Below are 22,604 nucleotides of genomic sequence, written 5' to 3' on the forward strand. Positions count from 1 at the left end.
CCTCCAGCCTGTCCGGCCGCCCGGCGCACCCCGGGCCGTTCCCGTCCCGGCCGCCGCCCGGATCGGGGTGCCGGCGCGGTCCCGGTCAGCCGGGCTGGTCGGCACCGGCCGGGGCGTCGACCTGACGGTGCAGGTACTCCCGGATCAGCGCCTTCGCCTCGGCCAGCACGCGGTCGTCGCCCTCGGGCAGCCGGCGGAACGCCAACTTGATCAGCGCGTCGGCCGCCTCCACGGCGATCTCCAGGTGGAACCGGAGGTCGGGCACGTCCAGCCCGAAGCGCTCGGCGAGCACGCGGGCCAACTGGTCCGCGATCACGCCGTTGTTGTCGCGCTGCTCGTCGAGCAGGTGCAGGTCGACCACGTCGCCGAAGTGCAGGGTACGGAAACCCGGAACGGTGCGGTGCATCGTGATGTACTCGTCGATGCCCGCGTCGACCCCGTCCCACCAGTGGGTCAGGTCGTCGGAGGCGAACCGCTCGTCGAGCCGCTGGAGGTAGGACTCCATCGTGCGCAGGGTCAGCGCCTGCACGATCGCCCGCTTGTCCGGGAAGAACTGGTAGACCGACCCGATCGCCACCTCGGCACGCTCGGCGAGCAGGGTCGTGGTCAGACCCTCGTACCCCACCTCGTCGACGAGTTCGGCACAGGCGTCCAGCATCCGCTGGACCCGTGCGACACTTCGACCCTGCACCGGTACGCGGCGCAGCGGCCCGGCTGTGGCGGCTGGTGTGGACACTCGCCACCCCCCTTCGACGGATGAACATATCTGCACGTCACGGGTTCGTGACTACCGGTACAACGAGCAAACCTCGATTGCGGTATTTACCTGCGACAACGTTGCTGATATGAAGTCACTTCACATTCATGTCAAGGAGTGCGCATGGCCGGTACCGCACCGCCAACCCTGACAGCCTGGTCCAACTGGGCCGGCAACCAACGCGCCAACGCCAGCGCCATCCTGCGCCCCACCTCCCTCGCCGACGTCACCGAGGCCGTCCGCGCCGCCGCGACGACCGGGGACCGGATCCGGGCGGTGGGCAGCGGCCACTCCTTCACCGGCGTCGCGGTCACCGACGGACGACGCATGGAACTGACCGACCTGGACACCGGGGTACGCGTCGACGTCGATCGCCGACTGGTCACCGTACCGGCCGGGATCACCCTGCGCGCACTCAACGAACTGCTCGCCGCACACGGTCTGGCCCTACCCAACCTGGGCGACATCGACGCGCAGACGATCGCCGGCGCGATCTCCACCGGCACCCACGGCACCGGCGCCGGGTACGGCTGCCTGTCGACCTTCGTCGAGGCGCTCACCCTCGTCACCGGCACCGGCGAGGTGCTGCGCTGCTCCGCCGACGAGCACCCCGACGTCTTCGCCGCCGCCCGGGTGTCGCTGGGCGCGCTCGGCGTGCTCGTCGAGGTGACCCTGCGCTGCGTGGACGCCTTCGTGCTGCGCGCCCACGAGCGGCCGGCGCCGCTGGCGGCCGTGCTCGACGAGTTGCCCTCGCTGATCGACAGGCACGACCACGTCGAGTTCTACTGGTTCCCGTACACCGAGCGCGTGCAGGTCAAGGCCAACGACCGGGTGGCCGCCGACGACCAGCCGCTGCCCCGGTGGCGCGGCTGGCTGGACGACGAGTTTCTCTCCAACACCCTCTTCGCCGCGGCCTGCCGCCTCGGCCGCGCCGTGCCGGCGCTCGCCCCCCGCATCAGCGCCATCTCCGCCCGCGCGCTCACCGAGCGCCGCTACACCGGCCGCTCCGACCAGGTCTTCTGCACCCCGCGCCGGGTCCGCTTCGTGGAGATGGAGTACGCGCTGCCGCGCGACGCCCTGCGCGAGGCGCTCGACGCGCTGCGCCGGATCGTCGACGGGCTGCCGTTCAAGGTGCTCTTCCCGGTCGAGGTGCGCTTCACCGCCGCCGACGACATCTGGCTCTCCCACGGCTACGGGCGCGAGTCGGCGTACGTGGCCGTCCACCAGTACGTCGGCATGCCGTACGAGCCGTACTTCCAGGCCTTCGAGCAGGTCGCCGCGAGCCTCGGCGGCCGGCCCCACTGGGGCAAGCTGCACTGGCGCGACGCGGAGTCACTCGCGACGGCCTACCCCCGCTGGGCGGACTTCCAGGCGCTGCGCGCCCGCCTGGACCCGCACCACCTCTTCACCAACCCCCACCTGACCCGAGTCCTAGGCTGACCCCGTCGGCGCTGCTCGCGCGAAGCGCTCGCCGCGATCTTGGTACGAATCGGCCCCTACGGGGGCGCGCTCGTACCAAGATCTGTCCGTCGTCCACAGGGACGGACGCGGGCGGTGCGGGGTGGGCAGAGTTCGAGTGTGGCTAGGTCTTCGAGGTCGTTGGCCGGGCTGGGGCGGGCGTTGCCGGGTGACGACGCCGACGAGTTGACCTGGTTGCTGTTCCGTCAGGAAGACGTGATCAGCCTCGACCAGGCGCGGCGCCACCTGTCGCCCAAGGCGATCCGGCACCGGGTCGCCACCCACCGTTGGCGCCAGGTGCACCGTGCCGTCCTCGTCGCCCACAACGGTCCGGTCGGTCCGGCACAGCATCGATGGATCGCCGTGCTCGCCGCCGGGCCGGCCGCGGTGCTCGGCGGGCTCACCGCGGCGCAGGCCTGGGGACTACGCGGCTACGACAGCCGGATCGTGGACGTGCTCCTGCCGGCCGCACACCAGAGCCGTGCCCTGCCGCCCGGCGTACGCCTGCACCGGAGCACGCTGCTCGGCGACGAGGACGTGCTGCACGTCGGGCAGCCGCCCCGCACCATGCCTGCCCGGTCGCTGGTGGACGCGGCACAGTGGGCGGCGACCGACGAGCAGGCTCGGGCGGTCATCGCCGCCGGTTTCCAACAACGCCTCGTCGGCGGCGACGACCTGCACCGGGTCCTCGACGGGATGCCCCGGGTCCGGCGCCGGAACCTGATCCGGCAGACCGCTGCGGACGCCGCCGGTGGCGCGCACTCCCTGGCCGAGTTGGACTTCCTCGACCTGCTCCGGCGAGCGGGGCTGCCCGAGCCGTCCCGACAGGCCGTCCGGCGTGACACCTGTGGGCGCCGCCGCTACCTCGACGTGTGGTTCGGGCAGTGGCGGGTGCACGTGGAGATCGACGGCGGGCAGCACCTCGACCCGAGCACCGCCTGGGCGGACATGCGCCGGCAGAACGCCCTGTGGATCGACGGCGACCGGGTACTCCGCTTCCCCGCCTGGGCGGTACGCAACGACCCTCGGACCGTCCTCGCCCAGGTCCGGGCAGCCCTGCAAGCCGCCGGTTGGCCAGGCTAGTCCTGACCCGAATCCGCCCAGCTGCGCCGGATCTTGGTACGAACACGCCCTCCGCGGGGCGCGCTCGTGCCAAGATCTCTTGCGGCAGCAGTTGCCGGCTGGCGCGCCGGGCGGTCAGTCGGTGCTGGTGGTGGCCTTTCGGGGGGCCGCCTTCTTCGCCGGGGTCTTCCTGGCGGTGGTGGCCTTGGCCGTCGTGGTCTTCTTTGCCGCCGTCGACTTGGTCGCCGCGGCCGTCTTCTTCGCCGCCGTGGCCTTCTTGGCGGGCGCCTTCTTCGCGGCCGTCTTCTTCGCGGCGGTCTTCTTCGGCGCCGGCCCCTTCGCCCGCTTCTCGGCGAGCATCTCGGAGGCCTCCTCGATGGTCAACGCCTCCGGGGTCTGGCCGCGCCGCAGCGACGCGTTCGTCTCGCCGTCGGTGACGTACGGGCCGAACCGGCCGTCCTTGATGACCAGCGGCTTCTCGGTCAGCGGGTCGACGCCCATCTCCCGCAGGGGCGGCGCGGCGGCGCGGCGCTGGCGGGCCTTCGGGGCGGACAGCAGGGCCAGCGCCTCGTCCAGCGTGACGGTGAACATCTTGTCTTCGGAGTCCAGCGAGCGGAACTCGTCACCCTGCTTGACGTACGGGCCGTAGCGGCCGTTGTTCGCGAGGACCTCGGTGCCGTCCGGGGCCACCCCGACCAGCCGGGGCAGGCTGAGCAGCTTCAGCGCCTCGGCGAAGGTCAGCGAGTCCGGCGACTGCGAGCGCAGCAGCGACGACTTGCGCTCGCCGCTGGCCACGTACGGGCCGAAGCGGCCCGACTTGAGCAGGATCGGCTCACCGGTGGCCGGGTCGTCGCCGAGCTTGCGCTCGCCCCCGCCGCCGAGGAACAGCTCGTGCACCTTCTCCGGGGTCAGCTCGTCCGGCGCCAGCCCCTCGGGGATCGGTGCCCGGTCGCCCTGACCGCCGCCCTCCTCGCCCTCGGCGGCCGGCGCCTGCTGCTCGCCCGGCACCGCCCGCTGGAGGTACGGCCCGTAGCGGCCCACCCGTACGACGACCTCGCGGCCCTCGTCGTCGGTGAACAGCGGGATCGAGTTGACGCTGCGGGCGTCGATCTCGTTGAGGTTCTCGGTGACCAGCTTCTTCAGCCCACCCGAGCGGGCGATGTCCTGGTCACCGGCGCCGTTGGCGCTGCCGAAGTAGAACGCGGTGAGGAAGTCGACGGCCGCGTGGTCGCCGCCGGCGATCTCGTCCAGCTCGTTCTCCATGCTGGCGGTGAAGTCGTAGTCGATCAGGCGCGGGTAGTGCCGCTCCAGCAGGCCGATCACGGCGAAGGCCAGGAAGGTCGGGATCATCGCCTGGCCGCGCTTGGTCACGTACCCGCGGTCCTGGATCGTCTGCATGATCGACGCGTACGTCGACGGGCGGCCGATGCCCAGCTCCTCCAGCGCCTTCACCAGCGACGCCTCGGTGTAGCGCGACGGCGGCTGGGTGTGGTGGCCCTGCGCGGCCAGCTCGTCGGCGGTGAGCGGCTGGTCCTTGACCAGGTTGGGCAGGCGACGCTCGGCGTCCTCGGCCTCGGCGTTCTCGTCGTCGCTGGACTCGACGTACGCCCGCAGGAAGCCCGGGTCGGTGATGGTCTTGCCGGTGGCGCCGAAGTCGGCCTCCTCCTGGGCGGAGGAGACGGCGCGGATGCGCACCGAGACGCTGGAGCCGACGGCGTCGGTCATCTGCGAGGCGATGGTGCGCCGCCAGATCAGCTCGTAGAGCTTGAACTCCTCGGCGGAGAGCTCCTTGGCCACGTCGCCCGGGGTGCGGAAGTTGTCCCCCGCCGGGCGGATCGCCTCGTGCGCCTCCTGCGCGTTCTTCACCTTGCCGGTGTATCGGCGCGGCTCCGGCGGCACGCTGCGCTCGCCGTACAGCTCGACGATCTGCCGGCGGGCCGCCGCGATGGCGGTCTCCGACAGGTTCACCGAGTCGGTACGCATGTAGGTGATGTAGCCGTTCTCGTAGAGGCGCTGCGCCGTGCGCATCGTCTGCTGCGACGAGAACCGCAGCTTGCGGGCCGCCTCCTGCTGGAGGGTGGAGGTGATGAACGGCGCGTACGGGCGGCGGCGGTAGGGCTTCTCCTCGACCCGGGTGACGGTGAACGGCCGCCCCTGAAGGCGGGCCGCGAGGCCCCGGGCGCCGCCGGAGTCGAGGTGCACGACGCCCGCGCCGGCCCTCACCCGGCCGGTGGTCGGCTCGAAGTCCTTGCCGGTGGCGATCCGGTCGCCGTTCAGCGCGACCAGGGTGGCGTTGAAGGTGCGCGGCCCCTCGCCGGCGTTCGCCACGGCGAGCGTGGCCAGGATGTCCCAGTACTCCGCCGTGCGGAAGGCCATCCGCTGCCGCTCGCGCTCCACCACGATCCGGGTCGCCACCGACTGCACCCGGCCCGCCGAGAGCTTCGGCATGACCTTCTTCCACAGCACGGGCGAGACCTCGTAGCCGTAGAGGCGGTCGAGGATGCGCCGGGCCTCCTGGGCGTCGACCAGGTCCCGGTCGATCTCGCGGGGGTTGGCCACCGCGGCCTGGATGGCCGGCTTGGTGATCTCGTGGAAGACCATCCGCTTGACCGGCACCTTGGGCTTGAGCGTCTCCACCAGGTGCCAGGCGATCGCCTCGCCCTCGCGGTCCTCATCCGTCGCCAGGAAGATCTCGTCGACCTCCTTGGCCAGCTTCACCAGCTTGCTGATCTGCTGCTTCCGGTCGGCGGAGACCACGTAGAGGGCGTGGAAGCCGTTGTCGACGTCCACCCCGAGCCGGGCCCACGGCTCGCCCTTGTACTTGGCCGGCACGTCGGCGGCGTTGCGCGGGAGGTCCCGGACGTGGCCGAAGCTGGCCTCCACGACGTACCCCGGGCCGAGATAGCCCGAGATCGTCTTGGCCTTCGCCGGTGACTCGACGATGACCAGACGGGTGGTTCCAGCGTTGCTCGGCACGTCTCTCCCCGACCTCACTCCTGCTCGTAGCCACCGGCGCCCGGTTCGGGCCGCTTTCGGCCCGCCGACCACCGGCGGTCCGGATGTCCAACGTAACGCGCCGCCCGCGTTTCGGGTTTCGCGGGCGGCAAACCGTCCCGGCGGGGCGGCCTCTTTCTCCGCCGACGGCGGGGCGTGCCGGACGGCGCCACCGTACACCGTGCGTGTGCCGCCGGGCAGGACACTGTGACGATGGCGGACCCTCGGCCGAGGCGCCACCCGGCCGTTTTCCAAAAATTGCGCACTTGCTGTCCCCCATCGGACAGGGCGCGACCGGCTCGACGGGGCGGGCGCCGCCGGGCGGTCAGGAGCGGGCCGGCCACTCCGTCGCGGGGGCGGCGGGCGGCGGGTCGCCGACCAGCTCGGCCAGGCGGGCGAGCCGCCGCCGGCCGGTGATCCGGTACGCGGGCCCGCCCTCGCCGGGGCCGAGCAGCGCCCCGGAGAGGCCGACCGCGTCGAGCGCCCCGCCGACCGGCGCCCAGCACTCCTCGTCGGCGGCGCCGAGCCGGAGCAGGAAGCCGGACGGCTCGGCGGCCCCCGCCGCGGCGAGCCAGAGCCGCAGCCGCCGCCCGTTGAGGTGGAAGCCGGCGGGCGGCCGCTTGCCCGCACCGCGCAGCCAGGCCACCGCGAGCGGCTTCAGCGAGCGGGCGTACGAGGTGCGCACCGCGTGCCGCCCGTCGGTGGTCGCCTCCCAGGTGGCCGCCACCCCGCGCAGCGCCAGCTCGGCGACGAGGACGTGCACCCGCCAGGCCGCGTCGACCACGACCGAGAGCCGGGCCGTGCCACCCATCCGGACCGCCTCGCCCGGGCCGGCCAGCAGCCCGGCGAGATCGGCGACGGACGGATCCGCCGCCTCCGCGCCGAAGAAGGTCAGCTGCCGGGCGGACTCGTCGGCGTCGGCCGGCGGGGGCGGGGCGGTTCGGCGGGCGACCGGCGCGACCCGGTCCGCGGGCGCCGGGAAGAGCACCGGCAGCGCTTCGCCGCCCGACGGGTCACCGGTCCCGCTCAGCGACACTCCGGCACCTCGTCGAAGGCGCGTTTCAACTCCTCGGAGTTGAGCCGGCTGGTGTCGAGCGCGCTGGCGTCGTACTCCTTGTTCAGGGTGTCCACGGCGGCCCGGACGCCGTCGTAGAAGACGGTGGGCTGGCCGGTGCCCAGCCCGTCGATGGTGTCGCGGGCCCTGCCGTACGCGTCGCGCACCTTCGCCAGCGAGGCCCGGAAGCCCGCCGAGACCTCCTCGCCCTGCTCGGCGTCGGGGATGCCGGCCTCCTCGACCTTGCGTCGGGCGGTCTCGCTGGCCTGCTCCGCGCCGCCGAAGAGCCGCACCAGGTTCTCCTTCGCCTGCGCCGGGGTGGTCTGGGCGGTCATCTGCTGGTCGGTGCTGCTGGTCAGCTTGCTGATCTCGGCCCGCCACGGGGTGAGCGCGGAGCAGACCGACGCCGCCCACGCCCGCGGGCTGGGGCCGCCGCCGCAGCCGGCCAGCACGAGTACGAGCGTGGCCAGGACCACCGTGAGCTTTCCGGCGGCTGCCGCCCGGCACGTGCGCATGCGTTGCAGCGTACGGCCTCTGTCGAGTCCGGGCACCGGACAGGTTTGCCGGCTGTACGGGTGGTCCCCGGCCGGCCGCGCGGGCCGACCGGGGACCGGGATGCCGGACGGATCAGGCGTTGACCGTCTCCGGCCGCTGGTCCGGGCTGCCCGCGCCGCTGCCGGAGTCGGAGTCGGACATCGCCACGCCCTTGCGCTTGCTGAACACCACCGCCGCGGCGATGATCAGCGTCGCCACCACGGCGATCCCCACCCGCAGGGCGGTGTTCCGCTCGTCGCCCACGCTCCAGGCCACCACGGCCGGCGCGATCAGCAGCGAGACCAGGTTCATCACCTTGATCAGCGGGTTGATCGCCGGGCCGGCGGTGTCCTTGAACGGGTCGCCGACGGTGTCGCCGATGACCGTGGCGGCGTGCGACTCGGAGCCCTTGCCGCCGTACGCGCCGTCCTCGACGAGCTTCTTGGCGTTGTCCCACGCGCCGCCGGAGTTCGACAGGAAGACCGCCATCAGCGTGCCGGCGCCGATCGCACCCGCCAGGTACGCGGCCAGCGCGCCCGGCCCGAGGCCGAAGCCCACCGCGATCGGCGCGAGGATGGCGAGCAGACCGGGGGTCATCAGCTCGCGCTGCGCGTCCCGGGTGCAGATGTCGACGACCTTGCCGTACTCGGGGCGCTGGGTGCCGTCCATGATGCCGGGCAGCTCGCGGAACTGCCGGCGTACCTCCATCACGACCGCGCCCGCCGAGCGGGAGACCGCGTTGATGGCCAGGCCGGAGAAGAGGAACACCACCGCCGCGCCGATGATCAGGCCGACCAGGTTGCGCGGGTTCGCCACGTTCAGCGAGTTGAGGATCTCGGCACCGACGTCGCCCACCCCGGCGTCCGCGTACGCGGTGCGCAGCGTGTCGGTGTACGAGCCGAACAGCGCCGTCGCGGCGAGCACCGCCGTGGCGATCGCGATGCCCTTGGTGATCGCCTTGGTGGTGTTGCCGACCGCGTCCAACTCGGTGAGCGTCCGGGCGCCGTGCTCGTCGATGTCGCCGGACATCTCCGCCACGCCCTGGGCGTTGTCGGAGATCGGGCCGAAGGTGTCCATCGCGACGATCACGCCGACCGTGGTGAGCAGGCCGGTGCCGGCCATCGCCACGGCGAACAGCGAGAGCGTGATGGAGCTGCCGCCGAGCAGGAACGCGCCGAACACGCCGGCGCCGATCAGCAGCGCCGAGTAGACCGCCGACTCCAGGCCGACGCTGATGCCGGCGAGGATGACGGTGGCGGCGCCCGTCTGGGAGCTCTTGCCGATGTCCTGCACCGGGCGCCGGTTGGTCTCGGTGAAGTAGCCGGTCAGCGCCTGGATCGCCGCCGCCAGCACGATGCCGATGACGACCGCGCCGATGGCGACCGTGCGCGGGTTCTCGCTGACGTCGGTCAGCCCGCCCTCCAGCTCGGCGAAGGTGGCCGGCAGGTACGCGTACGTGGCGATCGCCACCAGCACCGCGGAGAGCACCGCCGAGATGTAGAAGGCCCGGTTGATCGCGGTCAGGCCGTTGCGGTCCGAGGCGCGCAGCCGGGTGATGAAGACGCCGACGATCGCGACGAGCACACCGATGGTGGAGACGATCAGCGGGAAGACCAGGCCCTGCTCGCCGAAGGCGGCGCGGCCGAGGATCAGCGCGGCGACCAGGGTGACCGCGTACGACTCGAAGAGGTCGGCGGCCATGCCGGCGCAGTCACCCACGTTGTCGCCCACGTTGTCGGCGATCGTGGCGGCGTTGCGCGGGTCGTCCTCGGGGATGCCCTGCTCGACCTTGCCGACCAGGTCGGCGCCGACGTCGGCGGCCTTGGTGAAGATGCCGCCGCCGACCCGCATGAACATGGCGAGCAGCGCGGCGCCGAAGCCGAAGCCCTCCAGCACGGTCGGCGCGTCGCTGCGGTAGAACAGCACGACCAGCGCGGCGCCGAAGAGGCCGAGGCCGACGGTGAGGAAGCCGACCACGCCACCCGTACGGAAGGCGATCTTCATCGCGGCCTCCCGGCCGCCCTCGCGCTCCCGGGCGGCGGCGGCGACCCGCAGGTTGGCCCGGGTGGCCAGCCACATGCCCGCGCCGCCGATGAACGCGCTGAACAGCGCGCCCACGACGAAGAAGACGGACCGGCCGATCTTCACGGCCATCTCGCTGCCGTCGGTGCCGTGCACCGGCAGCAGGAAGAGCAGCACCACGGCGATGACCACGAAGATCGCCAGGGTCCGGAACTGCCGGAGCAGGTAGGCCGAGGCGCCCTCCTGGACCGCGCCGGAGATCTCCTGCATTTTGTTGGTGCCCTTGCCGGCGGCCAGCACGGCCTTCGTCAGCGCGCCGGCGAAGGCGAGCGCCACCAGCGCGATGACCGCGGCGATGACGACGTACGTGACGTTGTTTCCGGTGAGGGAGATCCCGCCGCCCTCGGCGGCCAAGGTGTCGGACATCTGTGTCCTCCTGTACCGAACGCTCGCGCCGGCCGGTGGAGACGCACCGACCCGGCGCCTGGATGCGGAGTCGCAAGCGCGCGCCACCCACCCCGAACGGACCAGCGGGGAACGACAGTTCGCGCTGGGTGCGGGATGGATCACTTGCTGACAACTCGCGTACTGTAGCCCTCCACAGTGTTGGAGGTCACATCGAGGGGGCACCGCGCCGCGATGATCTTCGTCGCTGTGTTATGAGGAAAAATCTGATATAGGAACCCATCCATGCCGAAGAGGCCGCGTCCCGGTAGGACGCGGCCTCTCACGGCGTACGACGCCCTCGGCGAGGGCGGTGGAAGATCAGCTCAGCGGCCGACGGGCCAGACCATCCGCACCTCGGTGCCGATGCCCTCGTCGACGGGGCGGACCTGGAGGTCCTCGACGAAACCGGCCAGCAGCGCGAAGCCGACGCCGGTGGTGAGGTCGTCCTCGTTGAGCGACTCGTTGGCGAGCTGGTCGGCGTTCAGCGCGGCCAGGCCGAGACCCGCCTCGATCGGCGCGCGGTCGACGACGCGCACCGCGTACGCCCCCGTGTCGGACATCTCGACGAGCACGGGCTCGGACACGCCGTACTGGCGGTGCAGGGCGACCGCGCGGGTGCACGCCTCACCGATGGCCAGCCGCACCTCGTCGAGCAGCTCCTCGCGGACCCCGGCCCGCCGGGCGACCGCCACGCCGACCAGGCGCGCGGTGCGCACGTGCACCGGGGCCGGCGAGAAGGAGAGCTTGACCGTGGCCATCAGACGCCGGTGCCGGCCGGGTCGGTGCCGATCGCCGCATCGACCGTGGGATGCAGCGGGAAGACCTGGTCGAGGGCGGTGATCCGGAAGATCTTGAGCAGCGGCTCCTTGTCGCAGACCAGGGCGAACGAGCCGCCGGCCGCGCGCAGCCGCTTGAGCGCGCCGACCAGCACGCCCAGCCCTGTGGAGTCGAGGAAGTCCACCCGGCCCAGGTCGACCACGACGTGGCGGGCCCCGCCGTCGATCAGCTCGAGGAGCCGCTCCCGTAGCCGGGGCGCGGTGTAGACGTCCACCTCACCGCCGACCTCGAGCACCGTGTGCTCGCCCACGGTGCGGGTCGCCAGCGACAGCTCCATCGGTCCTCCCTCGCAAGAGCCGTAAACTCTCCTGGGCATCTAACCATCCCCGCCGGATACCGGCTCTGCTCACCGGCGGAGGCCTTCCCTTACCCCCGCCCCCCGCTTTCCATCTCCGAACACCAGTGCGAGAGTGCAGGACGTGACCTCCGAACCGGCGCGCCGCAACCCGGGGCCGTCGTCCGCAGCCACCGTAGTCGCAGGTGGCGGGCCCGGGCGAGCGCCGGCCGACCTGCTGGGCCGGCTGCGCGCCCGCACCGGCGCCGACCCGGTCACCCACGTCGAGCGGGTGCCGGCACGGCCCGGCGAGCCCGCCCCGTGGCCGGACTGGGCACCGGAGGAACTGCGCGCGGCGTTCGCCCGGCGCGGCGTGGTCGCGCCCTGGCGGCACCAGGCGGAGGCGGCCACCCTGGCGTACGACGGCCGGCACGTGGTGGTGGCCACCGGCACGGCGTCCGGCAAGTCCCTGGCCTACCAGCTTCCCGCGCTGGCCACCCTGCTCGCCGACCCCCGGGCCACCGTGCTCTACCTGGCGCCGACGAAGGCGCTCGCCGCCGACCAGTTGCGCGCCGTCGCCGCGCTGGAACTGGAGGGGGTACGCCCCGCCTGCTACGACGGGGACACCCCGCGCACCGAGCGGGAGTGGATCCGGAAGCACTCCCGGTTCGTGCTGACCAACCCGGACATGCTGCACCACGGCATCCTGCCCGGGCACGCCCAGTGGTCCGGTTTCCTGCGCCGGCTCACGTACGTGGTGATCGACGAGTGCCACACCTACCGGGGGGTCTTCGGCTCGCACGTCGCGCACGTGCTGCGCCGGCTGCGGCGGCAGTGCGCCCGGTTCCGGAGCACGCCCGTCTTCGTACTGGCCTCGGCCACCTCCGGCGACCCGGCGACGGCGGCCGGGCGGCTCACCGGGCTGCCCGTCACCGCCGTCACCGAGGACACCTCGCCGCGCGGCGGGGTGACGTTCGCGCTCTGGGAGCCACCGCTGCTGCCGCCGGACTCCGCCGCCGACCAGCAGGCGGACCTCACGCAGGTCCGCCGCTCGGCGCTGCGGGAGACGGCCGACCTGCTCGCCGACACGGTCGCCGAGGGGGTACGCACGCTGGCCTTCGTACGCTCCCGGCGCGGCGCCGAGGTGGTCGCCGCGAACGCCCGCCGGTCCCTCGACGAGGCGGTGCCCGGGCTCGGCGACCGGGTGGCCGCCTACCGGGCCGGCTACCTGCGCGAGGAGCGACGCGAACTGGAACGGGCGCTGCTGCACGGCGACCTGCTCGGGCTGGCCTCGACCAACGCGCTGGAGCTGGGCGTCGACCTGGTCGGCCTCGACGCGGTGCTGATCTGCGGCTACCCGGGCACCCGGGCCTCCCTGTGGCAGCAGGCCGGCCGGGCGGGGCGCTCCGGGCAGGAGGCGCTCGCCGTGCTGGTCGCCCGGGACGACCCGCTGGACACCTATCTCGTGCACCATCCCGAGGCGGTGTTCGGGCGGCCGGTGGAGGCGACCGTGCTCGACCCGGCCAACCCGTACGTGCTGGCGCCGCAGCTCGCCTGCGCGGCGGTCGAGGCGCCGCTGACCGCCGACGACCTGGCACTCTTCGGTGACGGGGCGAAGGAGGCGGTGGACCAACTGGTGGCGGCGGGGGCGCTGCGGCAGCGGCCGACCGGCTGGTACTGGCGGCACCGGGAGCGGCCGGAGGTGGACCTGCGCGGCGAGGGCGGCGCGCCGGTCTGCGTGGTCGAGGCGGCGACCGGGCGGCTGCTCGGCACCGTCGACGGCGGCTCGTCGCACTTCCTGCTCCACCCCGGCGCGGTCTACCTGCACCAGGGCGTCTCGTACGTGGTCGACTCGCTCGACCTGGCCGACGGGTGCGCGCTCGTGCACCCCGAGGAGCCGGACTGGTCCACCCACGCCCGCGACGTCACCTCGCTGTCGGTGGTGTCGGTCCGCTCGTACGTGGACGCCGGCCCCGTCGGGCTCTTCCTCGGCGAGGTCGACGTGACCAGCCAGGTGGTGTCGTACCAGCGGCGACGGATCGCCACCGGCGAGGTCATCGACACCCGCCCGCTGGACCTGCCGGCCCGGGAACTGCGTACGGTCGCGGTCTGGTTCACCCTGTCGCCGCAGTCCCTGACGGCCGCCGGGGTGGAACCCGCCGACGTGCCGGGCGCGCTGCACGCCGCCGAGCACGCCGCGATCGGTCTGCTGCCGCTCACCGCGACCTGCGACCGCTGGGACATCGGCGGGCTCTCCACGGCGGTGCACCCGGACACCGAGGCCCCGACGGTCTTCGTCTACGACGGGCACCCGGGTGGGGCGGGCTTCGCCGAACGCGCGTACGGGACGGCGGCGGCCTGGCTGCGGGCCACCCGCGACGCGATCGCGGAGTGCGGCTGCGAGGCGGGCTGCCCGTCCTGCGTGCAGTCCCCGAAGTGCGGCAACGGCAACAACCCGCTCTCCAAGCCGGACGCGGTCAGGGTGCTGGACGTGGTGCTCGCCAACCTGCCCGACGGCGTACCGGCCCCCCGCCCGTCCGGCGACTCGTCCGGCGGTTCCTCCAACGACTTGTCCGGCGCCCCGTCCGGCGGCTCGTCTGGCAGCTCCTCCAGCGACTCGCCCGACGTTCCGTCCGGCGGTTCATCCGGCGGTTCATCCGGCGTTCCGTCCGGCGGCTCGCCCGACGTTCAGTCCGGCGGTTCGTCCGGTGGCGATGCCGCGGTCCCGGGCCGCCGTGCGGTTCGAGGCACCGTCCTGCCGGGCGGCCCTCCGGTTCCGGGGGAACGCGTCGCTCCGGACGACGTCGCCGCGGGCGGCCCCGGGGGTCCGGGTGGCTCCCCGTCCCGGGTGGTGGAGACCGGTTCGGGGGAAGCCCCCGTTCCGGGTGGTGGAAAGCAGGCATAGAACCCCTTCTCTCGGGGCAACGAATACGTGGGAGCGCTTCCATCACTGCTCGCGGATTCTTGCCGCGTTTCCCGTCGAAGGAGGAGTCGTGGCCGACACCATCGCCGAGACCGTCGACCTGCTCTACACGATCGACCAGGAGAAACTCACTCCCGACCAGCAGATCGCCCTGGGCACCGCGCTCGCGAGCCTGGCGCAGGCCGAGCGCCTGGAACAGATCAACGAGCGGCTGCGCAGCATCCACCAGGTCCTCAACGCGTGGGCGCTCAAGGCCACCGTCGACGGAGGCCGGTGACCCCGCTCCGCACGGCACGGCACTGCCGGAGCGGGGCTGCGGGTCGCGGCGAAACTGAGGTCTGGCGGGACTGCGGTCGTGGCGGCGCTGTGGGGTCGCGACGGGGCTGCAGGGGCGGCAGAGGTTGCCATCGCCAGAAGGGTTGGGGTCGCGACAGGGTCCCGGGTTGGCCAAGTTGCCGGTCGAGGAAGGATCGGCCGTGGCGAGGCGCGGGCCGATGCAAGGGTTGCCGGTCGGACAGCGCCGCCGGGCCGGCACGGTAGCGCCGGTCGGACGGCGCCGGGCCGGGCCGGCAGGGTAGCGGGTCCGGCAGCGCGACAGGGCACGGGAGAGGGCGGCAGGGCCACCGGAACCGACGTGTTCTGGCAGGTCGGGCCGCGTAGCCTGCGGGGAGGGACGCGTGACCTGTCGGCGGCGGCACGGATGAAGCTGTGCGACACTCCGGCGACCCCTCGAAGGAGAATCCATGCAACTCGACAACTTGCAGGCCCAGCAGCAGTTCCACATCCGGCAACGGCTCCGGATGATGGTCAACCAGTACGAGGTCCACGCCGTGGCACCGGACGGCTCCGAAGGTGGCCTGCTGGCGTTCGCCCAGCAGAAGCGGCTCGCCTTCAAGGAGCAGGTGACGATCTACACCGACGACTCGAAGCAGCAGCCCCTGCTCGGCTTCAAGGCCCGCCAGCGTCTCGACCTCGGGGCCACGTACGACGTGACCGACCACGCCGGCAACCCGATCGGCCTGTTCCGCAAGGACTTCGCCCAGTCCCTGCTGCGATCCACCTGGCACGTCGAGCAGCCCGGCCTGCCGCAGGTGACCGGCCAGGAGCGCAGCATGCCGGTGGCGCTGCTGCGCCGCTTCGTCGACTCGCTGTCCTGGCTGCCCTACCACTTCGACTTCGTCGCCGGCGGTCAGCCGGTGTTCTCCGTCATCAAGAAGTGGGGCCTACGCGACCGGTACGTCGTCCAGATCCACAACCCGCAGGTCGACCGCCGCCTCGTGATCGCGATGGCCGTCGCCCTCGACGCCCTCCAGGGACGCTGATCCGTCCGGGTCGGGGTGCCGGCTTCCGTCGTCCCGACCCGGTCGTGTCCTGCGCGGCCCTCGCCGCCGACCGGGCCCGGGGCTGGCCCGCCACGCTGGTGGAGGGCGATGTTCGGCCGGGCGGTCCCGGTCGAGCGGCGCCGCCTGCCGCTCAACCGCGGACCGGGCCGGCGCGGGCGGTGGCCGACGCGACCCGCGCCAGGCCGGGCAGCGGAGTGACGGCCACCTCGGCGGTCACCAGGACGTCGAGTCCGTCGAGTCGACAGGCGAGCAGCCGACCACCGTTGGCGGCGGTGATCTCGGCAGCCCGGCCGCAAGCCGCTGGCTCGCCCAGGAGGGCCTGGCCCGCACCGGCCAGCGCGCCGAAGTCCGCCGCCACCCGGGCCTGCTGCCGGGCCGTCCGGGCCGCGCCGACGGCGGCACCGAACAACCCGACCATGACGAACGCCAGCCCCACGGCGAGCAGGCAGACGGTCGCCCCACCACGCTCCCCCGTCTGCCCCGCCGCGCTCCCCCGCACCTTCACCCCGCTCTCCCGCACCTCCACCGCGCCGCCCCGCCGGTCAGGGCCGCCGTCGCCCCGCCGGCCAAGGCCGCCGTTGCCCTGCCGACCAGGGCCGCCGTCGCCCCGCCGGTCACGGCCGCCGTCGCCCCGCCGGTGAGAGCCACCGCCGCCCTGCCGGTCGACGCGCCTGATCTGCCCGCTCATGGTCCGCCCTCCGACGGCTCGACGCCCGGGGTCGCGGGCTCCGCGGCGCCGGGCCCCAGGGGGTCCGTCCCCACGACACCGGGTTCCACCGCCGCGACCGCCGTTGCTGTCACGGAGATCCGGGGAAGCCGGGAGCCGAGTGCGCGTACGGGTGCCCGGACGGTGGCGACGACCCGCTGGCCGTCGACGGTGACGGTCACCTCCGCTCCCGGCGGGGCCGCCCGGCTGGCCGCGTCCGCCCCGTCGGCGCCCCGGGAGGCGGCCAGCGCCGCCTCCCGGGCCGCGTGCAGGCAACCCGCCCTCGTGCCGACGGCGTTGACCGTCGACAGTCCGGCGAGCAGGAGCAGCAGGAGCGCCGGCAGGCCGGCCGCCAGTTCGGCGGTGAAGGAACCCCGGTCACGGCCGACCGACCGGCGCTCGGTCACTTGAGCGCCCGGTCGATGACGGCGGTCAACGCGGACTGCACGTTTCCCGAGGTCAGCACCTTCAGCAGGATCCCGGCGAAGGCGACCGCGGCCAGGGTGCCGACGGCGTACTCGGCGGTGTTCATTCCGGCGTCCCCGCGCAGGCGGGCGAGCAGTTTGCGCACGTTCTTGTCCTTTCTTGACGATGGTCAGAGCACGTCGCCGAGGACGGCGACGATCACCGGCACCAGGCCGGCGAGAATGAAGGCCGGCAGGAAGCAGAGCCCCAGCGGCAGGACGATGAGCACGCCAGCGCGGCGGGCGGCCGCCTCCGCGGCCGTGGACCGGTCGGCGCGGAGGTCGTCGGCGAGTCGGGTCAGCGCGCCGGCCAGCGCGGCTCCGCTGTTGGCGCTGCGCAGCACGGCGGCCGTCAGCCGCTCGGCCCCCGGCACCGCCGCGAGCGGAGCCCACGCCTCCTCGGGGCCCCCGCCGAGCCGCAGCAACCGGCCGACCCGGGCGAGCCGATCGGCGAGCGGCCCGTCGAGCGCCCCGGCCACGGCCAGGATCGACCTGTCCACGGGCGCTCCCGCCCGCATCGCCGCCGCCAGCAGGTCGGCGGCGAGCGGAAGATCGGCCGCCTCGCGCAGCCGCCGGTTCCGCACGGCCGGCGGCTCGATCCGACGAAGCAGCCGGTCGAGCAGCAGCATCGTCGGCACGGCCGCCACCACCCCGGGCCAGCCGCCGACGATGACGGCCACGGCCACGCCGCCCAGAGCCGCGGCGACCCGGATGGCGTCCGGCCGTCGCCGAGGACGGACGTCGTCGGTCGTGTCGTCGTCCGGACCGACCGGTCGTCGGGGCGGGGCGGCCGGGTGCACGCCGACCGGCGCCCTGCGCAGCGCGCGCAGCCGGCGCAGGGGCCGCCGGCCCGCCGCGAGCATCGCGACTAGCAGGGCCGCCGCGGCCACGAAGCCCACTGCCAGCGCCGTCCGAGGCATCAGTTCACCCGTCCCGGCGACGCGCCGAGCCGCTCGGCCCAGAACAGTCCAGCGACCTGGAGCGCGATGGCGACGACCGCGCACGCACCACCGACGGGGGTGTGCAGCAGCACCGCCACCGGGTCGACGCCGATGCCGTAGCCGAGCCCGATACCGCCGAGCGGCAGGGCGGCGAGCAGTAGAGCGGTGGCCCGGGCCCCGGCCGCCTGGGCCTCCGCCGCAGCCAGTCCACGGTCGGTCGAGCGGGCGTCCGCCTCGATCCGCTCCAGCAACTCCGCCAGCGGCGCGCCCGTCTCGTCGGCGAGGCGTACGGCCGCGCCGGCCAGTCGGTCCAGGCGCCCCGCCCCGCCCCGCTCGTCGCGGGCCCCCGCGTCGCCGTGGCCCCGGCTTCCGGCTGCTGCCGACCCGTCTTGTCGCCCCGAGGATCCGCGGTCGGTCCCCGTCGGGCCGGGGATGAGGCGCGCGGCGGCGACCGGTACCGGCAGGCCGGCCCGCAGATCCGCGGCCAGCCCGCAGAGCTGGTCCAGCCGGTGCCGCCGGGCCCGGACGGCGTACCGGCCGTCCCTGCGTCGGAGCAGCGCGCGAGCGGCCAGCGTGCCGTAGGCGCCGACGGCCACCGCCGCGACCGGACCGGCCAGCAGCAGGCCGGCTCCGGTGCCGGCCGACGCGGCGAGCAGCAGGGTGCGCCTGGGAGACGCCGCCAGTACGTCCGGTCGGAGCCACGCCGCCAGTACGTCCGGTCGGAGCCACCTCGGTCGCCGGCCTCCGCCGGGCGGATCGGTCACCGTGCCGGGCCGGCGCGCCGGGGCAGCCGCCGGGGCGGGCGTTCCGCCGGGGCGCCGGGCGTCCCGCCGAGCGGGCGGCCCGACCCGACCGGGGTCTCCGCCCCCGCGCGGGTCCCGGTAGTTCAGGTGGCGCACGGGTCGGGCCGGGCCCGCAGGTCGCGTCAGCCGAGGATCGCCGTCTCCTCCTCGCCCAGCGCCACGGTCGTCTCCGGCCGGCCAGGGCCAGGGCGACCGGTCGACCACGTCCCGCGACGCCCACCGAGCCCCGTCCTCCGGCACGCGCCCACCCCCGGGAGTACCGCTGGCCGGGGCGTCCGGACCCGCCGGCGGCTGCCGGAGGCGGACCCGGGACTCGTCGCGCGGGTCGCGGCGGTCGACGGCCTGCGGGCGCGGAACGCCGCCGGCGATGCGCGCCGCCGTGCCGTCCGCGTCCTGACCGGCTGTCCGGCGCAGCTCGGTGATCCAGGCGACGAGCGGGTCCTCCGCGCCGGCACGCGCGCTCCCGCCGACGCCGGCGACCAGCACGCCCCGCCGGCTCCGGCCACCACGCACCGCCCCGGCCACCAGCACCGCCGCCAGGACCGAGAGCAGCGCCACCAGCGCGTACGGGGCGGTCACCTGGGTCCCTCCGATCCGGGCCACGGCTCGGTCAGGACCGGCGGAACCGGTACGCCCCGCTCCCGCAGCAGCTCGGCGAGCGCCGGTGCGGCGAGGTCGGGCCCACGCCCGCGTACCCAGGCGGGAACCGCCGTGACCAGCCGGTCCGGGCCCTCCGGCAGGAGCAGGCAGACCGATTCCAGCACCCGTCCCTCGGTGCTGCGGCGCACCTGGAGCAGCACCTGGAGTGCGGCGGCCACCTGGGCGTGCAGCGCGGGACGGGGCAGCCCGCCGAGCATCCCGAGGGCCTCCAGCCGCGCCGGCACGTCCGACGGGGCGTTGGCGTGCAGGGTGCCGGCACCTCCGTCGTGGCCGGTGTTCAGGGCGGCGAGCAGATCGACCACCTCTCCGCCCCGGCACTCGCCGACCACCAGCCGGTCGGGCCGCATCCGCAGGGCCTGCCGCACCAGGTCGGTCAGCCCGACCGCGCCGGAGCCCTCCACGTTGGCCGTCCTCGCCTGCAACCCGACGACGTGCGGGTGCCGGGGATGCAGCTCCGCCGCATCCTCCACCAGCACGATCCGTTCGGTGGCGGGGACCAGTCCGAGCAGCGTGTTGAGCAGCGTCGTCTTGCCGGATCCGGTGCCGCCCGTCACCAGGTACGCCAGCCGGGCCGCCACCACGGCGGAGAGCACCGGCGCCACCGGTCGGGGAACCGTCCCCCGGCTCACCAGCTCGTCGAGGGTGAAGGGCCGCTGCCGGAAGGTACGCAGGGACAGGTAGGGCCCGTCGGTCGCCACCGGCGGCAGCACAGCGTGCAGCCGGGTGCCGTCGGGAAGCCGGGCGTCCGCGTACGGGGAGCCGTCGTCGAGCCGCCGGCCGGCGCTGGCGGTGAGCCGCTGCGCGAGCCGGCGTACGTCGTCCACCGTGCCGAGCGGCACCGCGACCTGGTGCAGGCCTCGCCCCCGGTCGACCCAGACCCGGACGCCGTTGACGAGCACGTCGGTGACCTCCGGGTCGGCCAGCAACGGGGCGAGCGGACCGGCTCCCACCAGGTCGTCGTGCACCTGGTCGGCCATCCGCAGCACGGCGGTGTCGCCGAGGACGGCGGCGGTGGGCTCCGCCCGTACGGCCGACACGATGGCGGCGGGGGTGACCGGGGCCGCGGCGGCCGCGATGCGCTGTCGCACCCGGGCGGCCAGGGTGTCGCCCTCGGACGGCCCGGTCATGCCGCACCTGCCGCCGGCGCGCCGGTCAGCTCGGCGACGATCCGCTGGCAGAGCGCGGCCAGCGGGCCCCGGCCGTGTGCGGCGGGTGCCTCGCCCCGCTCCAGCCCGCGGGCCAGCGCGGGTTCCGGGCGCAGCGTGCCGGCCAGCGGCAGTCCGAGGGCCCGGGCCACCTCCGCCGCTCCGAGGCGGCCCGGTGCCGGACCGCGCACGATCACCGACATCGCGGCGCAGTGCGGGGCGGCCGCCGTCACCACGCGGGCCGCCGCGGCGGTGGCCCGCAGCTCGGCCGGGACCACCACGTAGACCTGGTCCGCCGCCTGCAGCGCGGTCACGGCCGCGTCGTCCAACTGTCGGGGCAGGTCCACCACCACGAAGTCCCGGCCCCGCCGGGCGGCATCGACGGTCGCCGCCATGGCCTGGGCGGGGAGGGCGAGCAGGTCGCCCCGGTCCCAGGAGAGGACCACCAGGTCGCCCCGGCTCGGCAGGGCCCGCACCAGCGCCGGCGCGTCCACCCGGCCGTCGGCGCCGGTCAGTGCCGGCCAGCGCAGCCCTTCCAACTGCTCCCAGCCGAGCACCAGGTCGAGCCCGCCGCCGAGCGGGTCGGCGTCGACGAGCAGGGTGCGTAGCCGGGCCCGGGCGGCGGTGACGGCGAGCCCGCCCGCCAGGATGCTCGCCCCGGCGCCGCCGCGCCCGCCCAGGACCGCGACGATCCGGGCGCCGCCCCGCTCGACGCCCTCCGGCCCGCACTCGGCGAACCGGTCCACCAGCCAGGGCTCGGCGGCCGGGAGCGTCGCCACGTGCTCCGCGCCGATCAGCTCGGCGACCTGCCAGCCGGGATCGAGCTCCCCGGACCGCCCGACCAGCACCATCCGTGGCCGCTGCGGCAGCCGTGCCCGCAGGCAGGGCTGGGCCTGGTCGGCGCCGACCAGCACCAGCGGGGCCGGCAGCCAACGGGTGCGGGCCGCGGCGGGGTCGGCGGCGAGTTCCACCTCGACGCCGCCCGCCGCGGCGAGCCGGAGCAGGTCGTCGAGCAGGTCGCCGTCCGAGGTGACGAGCAGCGGCAGGGGCCGGTGCGGCGGGACGGAGGTACGGGGTGGCATCGCGGCCTCCAGCGGTCGGCTCGGGGTTGCTGACCCGAGACCCTGCTCCGACGCCAGCCGGAACGTCGCCCTGTCCCCACAGCCTGTGGACAACCGCGCGCCCTGTGGACAACGCCCGCCGGGCGAGTCGATCTGCTATGGACTCCGGCCGGCCGCACGCGCCTCCAGCTCCGGAATCACCCAGTCCGCGGCGACGGCGGCGCAGGCCCCGCCCGGGCCGTACGAATCGATAGTCTGCGCTGCATGCATCGCAGTCGCGTGTACGCCGTACTGATCGACACCCCTCGTGCGGAGGCTGCCCGGGCGGTGGCCTTCTGGTCGGGAGCCCTGGGTGCCCCAACCGAGTCCGACCCGTCGTATCCGCAGTTCATCGGCCTGCACGACGCCCTGCCCGGGCTGGTCATCGCCGTGCAGGAGGTCGACGACGAGCCCCGCTTCCACCTCGACTTCGAGACCGACGACGTCGAGGCCGAGACCGCTCGCCTGGTCGCCCTCGGCGCCACGCAGGTCGCGCAGTGGCAGGAGTGCCGGGTGCTGCGCGTACCCGGTGGGCATCTGGTCTGCGTGCTGCCGGTGGAGAGCCCGCCTGAGGTCTTCGACGCCGAGGCCAGAACCTGGCCGTGACACCTGTGCCGGCACACCGAGAGCCGCCCGGCAAGCCGGCCCGTCGGCGCGCAGATGCCGGGCATCGTTACGCCCGCCTTCGCAGGTTGTCGGCTTTCCTCGGCTGGGCGCTCTACCTCGCAGCGGGCATCGGGCTGTGGCTGCACTGGGGTCTCGCAGTCTGGCTCCTCACGGGCGCAGGGATGCTCGCCATCCAGTGGTCCTACGGTTTCGGCCGGCGCGAGTCCTCCCGCACGGCGGACCTGGAGGGGAACGAGGACGGGCAGGAAACAGAAGTTGTCAGAGCTGCGGAGAAGGTTCTGAGGTGGTACCCGAAGTGGTGGTAGGTCGAAGCCGGTGCAGCGGGTCATGGGCCACGAGCAGGCGTCAACGACGCTCAATCGTTATACGCACACCCGGACGACTACGCCGCCCGCGTTTCGGCGGCTACAGCCTCTGCTGCCTCCAGTCGAGAATTCGCCCTCGAAGATCGGG

The 22,604-nt window shown here is 74.2% G+C and carries 20 protein-coding genes; 6 read left to right on the plus strand and 14 right to left on the minus strand.

Annotated elements, in window-relative coordinates; translation table 11 throughout:
• Positions 1–85: 85 nt before the first annotated feature.
• Positions 86–658 carry a TetR/AcrR family transcriptional regulator gene (locus tag ACLQ22_RS19830; RefSeq protein WP_366641154.1) on the minus strand — a complete coding sequence of 191 codons (573 nt, stop codon included), beginning with the start codon at positions 656–658 and terminating at the stop codon, positions 86–88.
• A gap of 222 nt (positions 659–880) precedes the next feature.
• On the opposite strand from ACLQ22_RS19830, the gene ACLQ22_RS19835 reads away from it, so the two are divergent.
• Both ACLQ22_RS19835 and ACLQ22_RS19840 read left to right on the plus strand, forming a co-directional pair.
• Positions 881–2,197 (plus strand): D-arabinono-1,4-lactone oxidase, encoded by a 1,317-nt coding sequence (locus ACLQ22_RS19835; protein WP_425693612.1) that lies wholly within the window; start codon positions 881–883, stop codon positions 2,195–2,197.
• 138 nt (positions 2,198–2,335) lie between these two features.
• Entirely contained in the window at positions 2,336–3,298 is a 963-nt protein-coding gene (locus ACLQ22_RS19840; RefSeq protein WP_425693613.1) for a DUF559 domain-containing protein, read from the plus strand.
• 114 nt (positions 3,299–3,412) lie between these two features.
• Here ACLQ22_RS19840 and topA read toward each other — a convergent pair whose 3' ends face one another.
• From topA to ACLQ22_RS19870, 6 genes are all read right to left on the minus strand, one after another.
• Entirely contained in the window at positions 3,413–6,253 is a 2,841-nt protein-coding gene (gene topA / locus ACLQ22_RS19845) for a type I DNA topoisomerase (protein WP_425693614.1), read from the minus strand.
• A gap of 343 nt (positions 6,254–6,596) precedes the next feature.
• A complete protein-coding gene (locus ACLQ22_RS19850) occupies positions 6,597–7,307 on the minus strand; it encodes a hypothetical protein (RefSeq protein ID WP_425693615.1) in 711 nt (236 codons plus the stop codon).
• On the minus strand, positions 7,298–7,840 hold the full coding sequence (locus ACLQ22_RS19855; RefSeq protein WP_121397047.1) for a hypothetical protein: 543 nt from the start codon (positions 7,838–7,840) through the stop codon (positions 7,298–7,300). Before ACLQ22_RS19855 ends, ACLQ22_RS19850 begins: the two co-directional genes overlap by 10 nt.
• A gap of 112 nt (positions 7,841–7,952) precedes the next feature.
• Entirely contained in the window at positions 7,953–10,307 is a 2,355-nt protein-coding gene (locus ACLQ22_RS19860; RefSeq protein WP_425693616.1) for a sodium-translocating pyrophosphatase, read from the minus strand.
• A gap of 344 nt (positions 10,308–10,651) precedes the next feature.
• A complete protein-coding gene (locus tag ACLQ22_RS19865; protein ID WP_121397049.1) occupies positions 10,652–11,086 on the minus strand; it encodes an ATP-binding protein in 435 nt (144 codons plus the stop codon).
• Entirely contained in the window at positions 11,086–11,442 is a 357-nt protein-coding gene (locus ACLQ22_RS19870; RefSeq protein WP_366641159.1) for an STAS domain-containing protein, read from the minus strand. The genes ACLQ22_RS19865 and ACLQ22_RS19870 overlap by 1 nt, the downstream gene beginning before the upstream one ends.
• Positions 11,443–11,575: 133 nt before the next feature.
• Between ACLQ22_RS19870 and ACLQ22_RS19875 the strand changes: the two genes are divergently transcribed.
• The 3 genes from ACLQ22_RS19875 (at position 11,576) to ACLQ22_RS19885 (ending at position 15,684) form a co-directional block, all read left to right on the plus strand.
• The gene (locus ACLQ22_RS19875) at positions 11,576–14,344 is read left to right on the plus strand and encodes a DEAD/DEAH box helicase (protein WP_425693617.1); all 2,769 of its coding nucleotides are present in this window, start codon (positions 11,576–11,578) and stop codon (positions 14,342–14,344) included.
• Between the two features lie 88 nt (positions 14,345–14,432).
• Positions 14,433–14,639 (plus strand): hypothetical protein, encoded by a 207-nt coding sequence (locus ACLQ22_RS19880; protein WP_121397051.1) that lies wholly within the window; start codon positions 14,433–14,435, stop codon positions 14,637–14,639.
• 466 nt (positions 14,640–15,105) lie between these two features.
• A complete protein-coding gene (locus tag ACLQ22_RS19885) occupies positions 15,106–15,684 on the plus strand; it encodes a hypothetical protein (RefSeq protein ID WP_425693618.1) in 579 nt (192 codons plus the stop codon).
• Between the two features lie 151 nt (positions 15,685–15,835).
• Here the strand turns inward: ACLQ22_RS19885 and ACLQ22_RS19890 are convergent, their stop codons facing one another.
• The 7 genes from ACLQ22_RS19890 to ssd form a co-directional block, all read right to left on the minus strand.
• Positions 15,836–16,231, minus strand: a complete 396-nt coding sequence (locus ACLQ22_RS19890) for an Rv3654c family TadE-like protein (protein WP_425693766.1) — start codon at positions 16,229–16,231, stop codon at positions 15,836–15,838.
• 158 nt (positions 16,232–16,389) lie between these two features.
• The gene (locus ACLQ22_RS19895; protein ID WP_425693619.1) at positions 16,390–16,818 is read right to left on the minus strand and encodes a TadE family type IV pilus minor pilin; all 429 of its coding nucleotides are present in this window, start codon (positions 16,816–16,818) and stop codon (positions 16,390–16,392) included.
• Complete coding sequence (locus ACLQ22_RS19900) at positions 16,815–16,943, minus strand: DUF4244 domain-containing protein (protein WP_208418639.1); 129 nt, start codon at positions 16,941–16,943, stop codon at positions 16,815–16,817. Before ACLQ22_RS19900 ends, ACLQ22_RS19895 begins: the two co-directional genes overlap by 4 nt.
• A gap of 63 nt (positions 16,944–17,006) precedes the next feature.
• Positions 17,007–17,795 carry a type II secretion system F family protein gene (locus ACLQ22_RS19905; RefSeq protein ID WP_425693620.1) on the minus strand — a complete coding sequence of 263 codons (789 nt, stop codon included), beginning with the start codon at positions 17,793–17,795 and terminating at the stop codon, positions 17,007–17,009.
• Positions 17,795–19,198 (minus strand): hypothetical protein, encoded by a 1,404-nt coding sequence (locus tag ACLQ22_RS19910; RefSeq protein WP_425693621.1) that lies wholly within the window; start codon positions 19,196–19,198, stop codon positions 17,795–17,797. Before ACLQ22_RS19910 ends, ACLQ22_RS19905 begins: the two co-directional genes overlap by 1 nt.
• Entirely contained in the window at positions 19,195–20,406 is a 1,212-nt protein-coding gene (locus tag ACLQ22_RS19915; protein WP_425693622.1) for a TadA family conjugal transfer-associated ATPase, read from the minus strand. Before ACLQ22_RS19915 ends, ACLQ22_RS19910 begins: the two co-directional genes overlap by 4 nt.
• Entirely contained in the window at positions 20,403–21,506 is a 1,104-nt protein-coding gene (ssd, locus tag ACLQ22_RS19920) for a septum site-determining protein Ssd (RefSeq protein WP_425693623.1), read from the minus strand. The genes ACLQ22_RS19915 and ssd overlap by 4 nt, the downstream gene beginning before the upstream one ends.
• A gap of 243 nt (positions 21,507–21,749) precedes the next feature.
• Between ssd and ACLQ22_RS19925 the strand changes: the two genes are divergently transcribed.
• A complete protein-coding gene (locus ACLQ22_RS19925) occupies positions 21,750–22,130 on the plus strand; it encodes a VOC family protein (protein ID WP_425693624.1) in 381 nt (126 codons plus the stop codon).
• Positions 22,131–22,604 lie beyond the last annotated feature (474 nt).

This window comes from Micromonospora sp. DT178, assembly GCF_049841695.1.
GTDB lineage: Bacteria > Actinomycetota > Actinomycetes > Mycobacteriales > Micromonosporaceae > Micromonospora.

What these genes read in the sequence shown, in the direction of transcription:
- ACLQ22_RS19830 (WP_366641154.1), bottom strand. Translation starts at nt 658, where the DNA reads ATGCTGGACGCCTGTGCCGAACTCGTCGACGAGGTGGGGTACGAGGGT.
- ACLQ22_RS19835 (WP_425693612.1), top strand. Translation starts at nt 881, where the DNA reads ATGGCCGGTACCGCACCGCCAACCCTGACAGCCTGGTCCAACTGGGCC.
- ACLQ22_RS19855 (WP_121397047.1), bottom strand. Translation starts at nt 7,840, where the DNA reads ATGCGCACGTGCCGGGCGGCAGCCGCCGGAAAGCTCACGGTGGTCCTG.
- ACLQ22_RS19860 (WP_425693616.1), bottom strand. Translation starts at nt 10,307, where the DNA reads ATGTCCGACACCTTGGCCGCCGAGGGCGGCGGGATCTCCCTCACCGGA.
- ACLQ22_RS19865 (WP_121397049.1), bottom strand. Translation starts at nt 11,086, where the DNA reads ATGGCCACGGTCAAGCTCTCCTTCTCGCCGGCCCCGGTGCACGTGCGC.
- ACLQ22_RS19870 (WP_366641159.1), bottom strand. Translation starts at nt 11,442, where the DNA reads ATGGAGCTGTCGCTGGCGACCCGCACCGTGGGCGAGCACACGGTGCTC.
- ACLQ22_RS19885 (WP_425693618.1), top strand. Translation starts at nt 15,106, where the DNA reads ATGCAACTCGACAACTTGCAGGCCCAGCAGCAGTTCCACATCCGGCAA.
- ACLQ22_RS19900 (WP_208418639.1), bottom strand. Translation starts at nt 16,943, where the DNA reads ATGAACACCGCCGAGTACGCCGTCGGCACCCTGGCCGCGGTCGCCTTC.
- ACLQ22_RS19905 (WP_425693620.1), bottom strand. Translation starts at nt 17,795, where the DNA reads ATGCCTCGGACGGCGCTGGCAGTGGGCTTCGTGGCCGCGGCGGCCCTG.
- ACLQ22_RS19915 (WP_425693622.1), bottom strand. Translation starts at nt 20,406, where the DNA reads ATGACCGGGCCGTCCGAGGGCGACACCCTGGCCGCCCGGGTGCGACAG.
- ssd (WP_425693623.1), bottom strand. Translation starts at nt 21,506, where the DNA reads ATGCCACCCCGTACCTCCGTCCCGCCGCACCGGCCCCTGCCGCTGCTC.
- ACLQ22_RS19925 (WP_425693624.1), top strand. Translation starts at nt 21,750, where the DNA reads ATGCATCGCAGTCGCGTGTACGCCGTACTGATCGACACCCCTCGTGCG.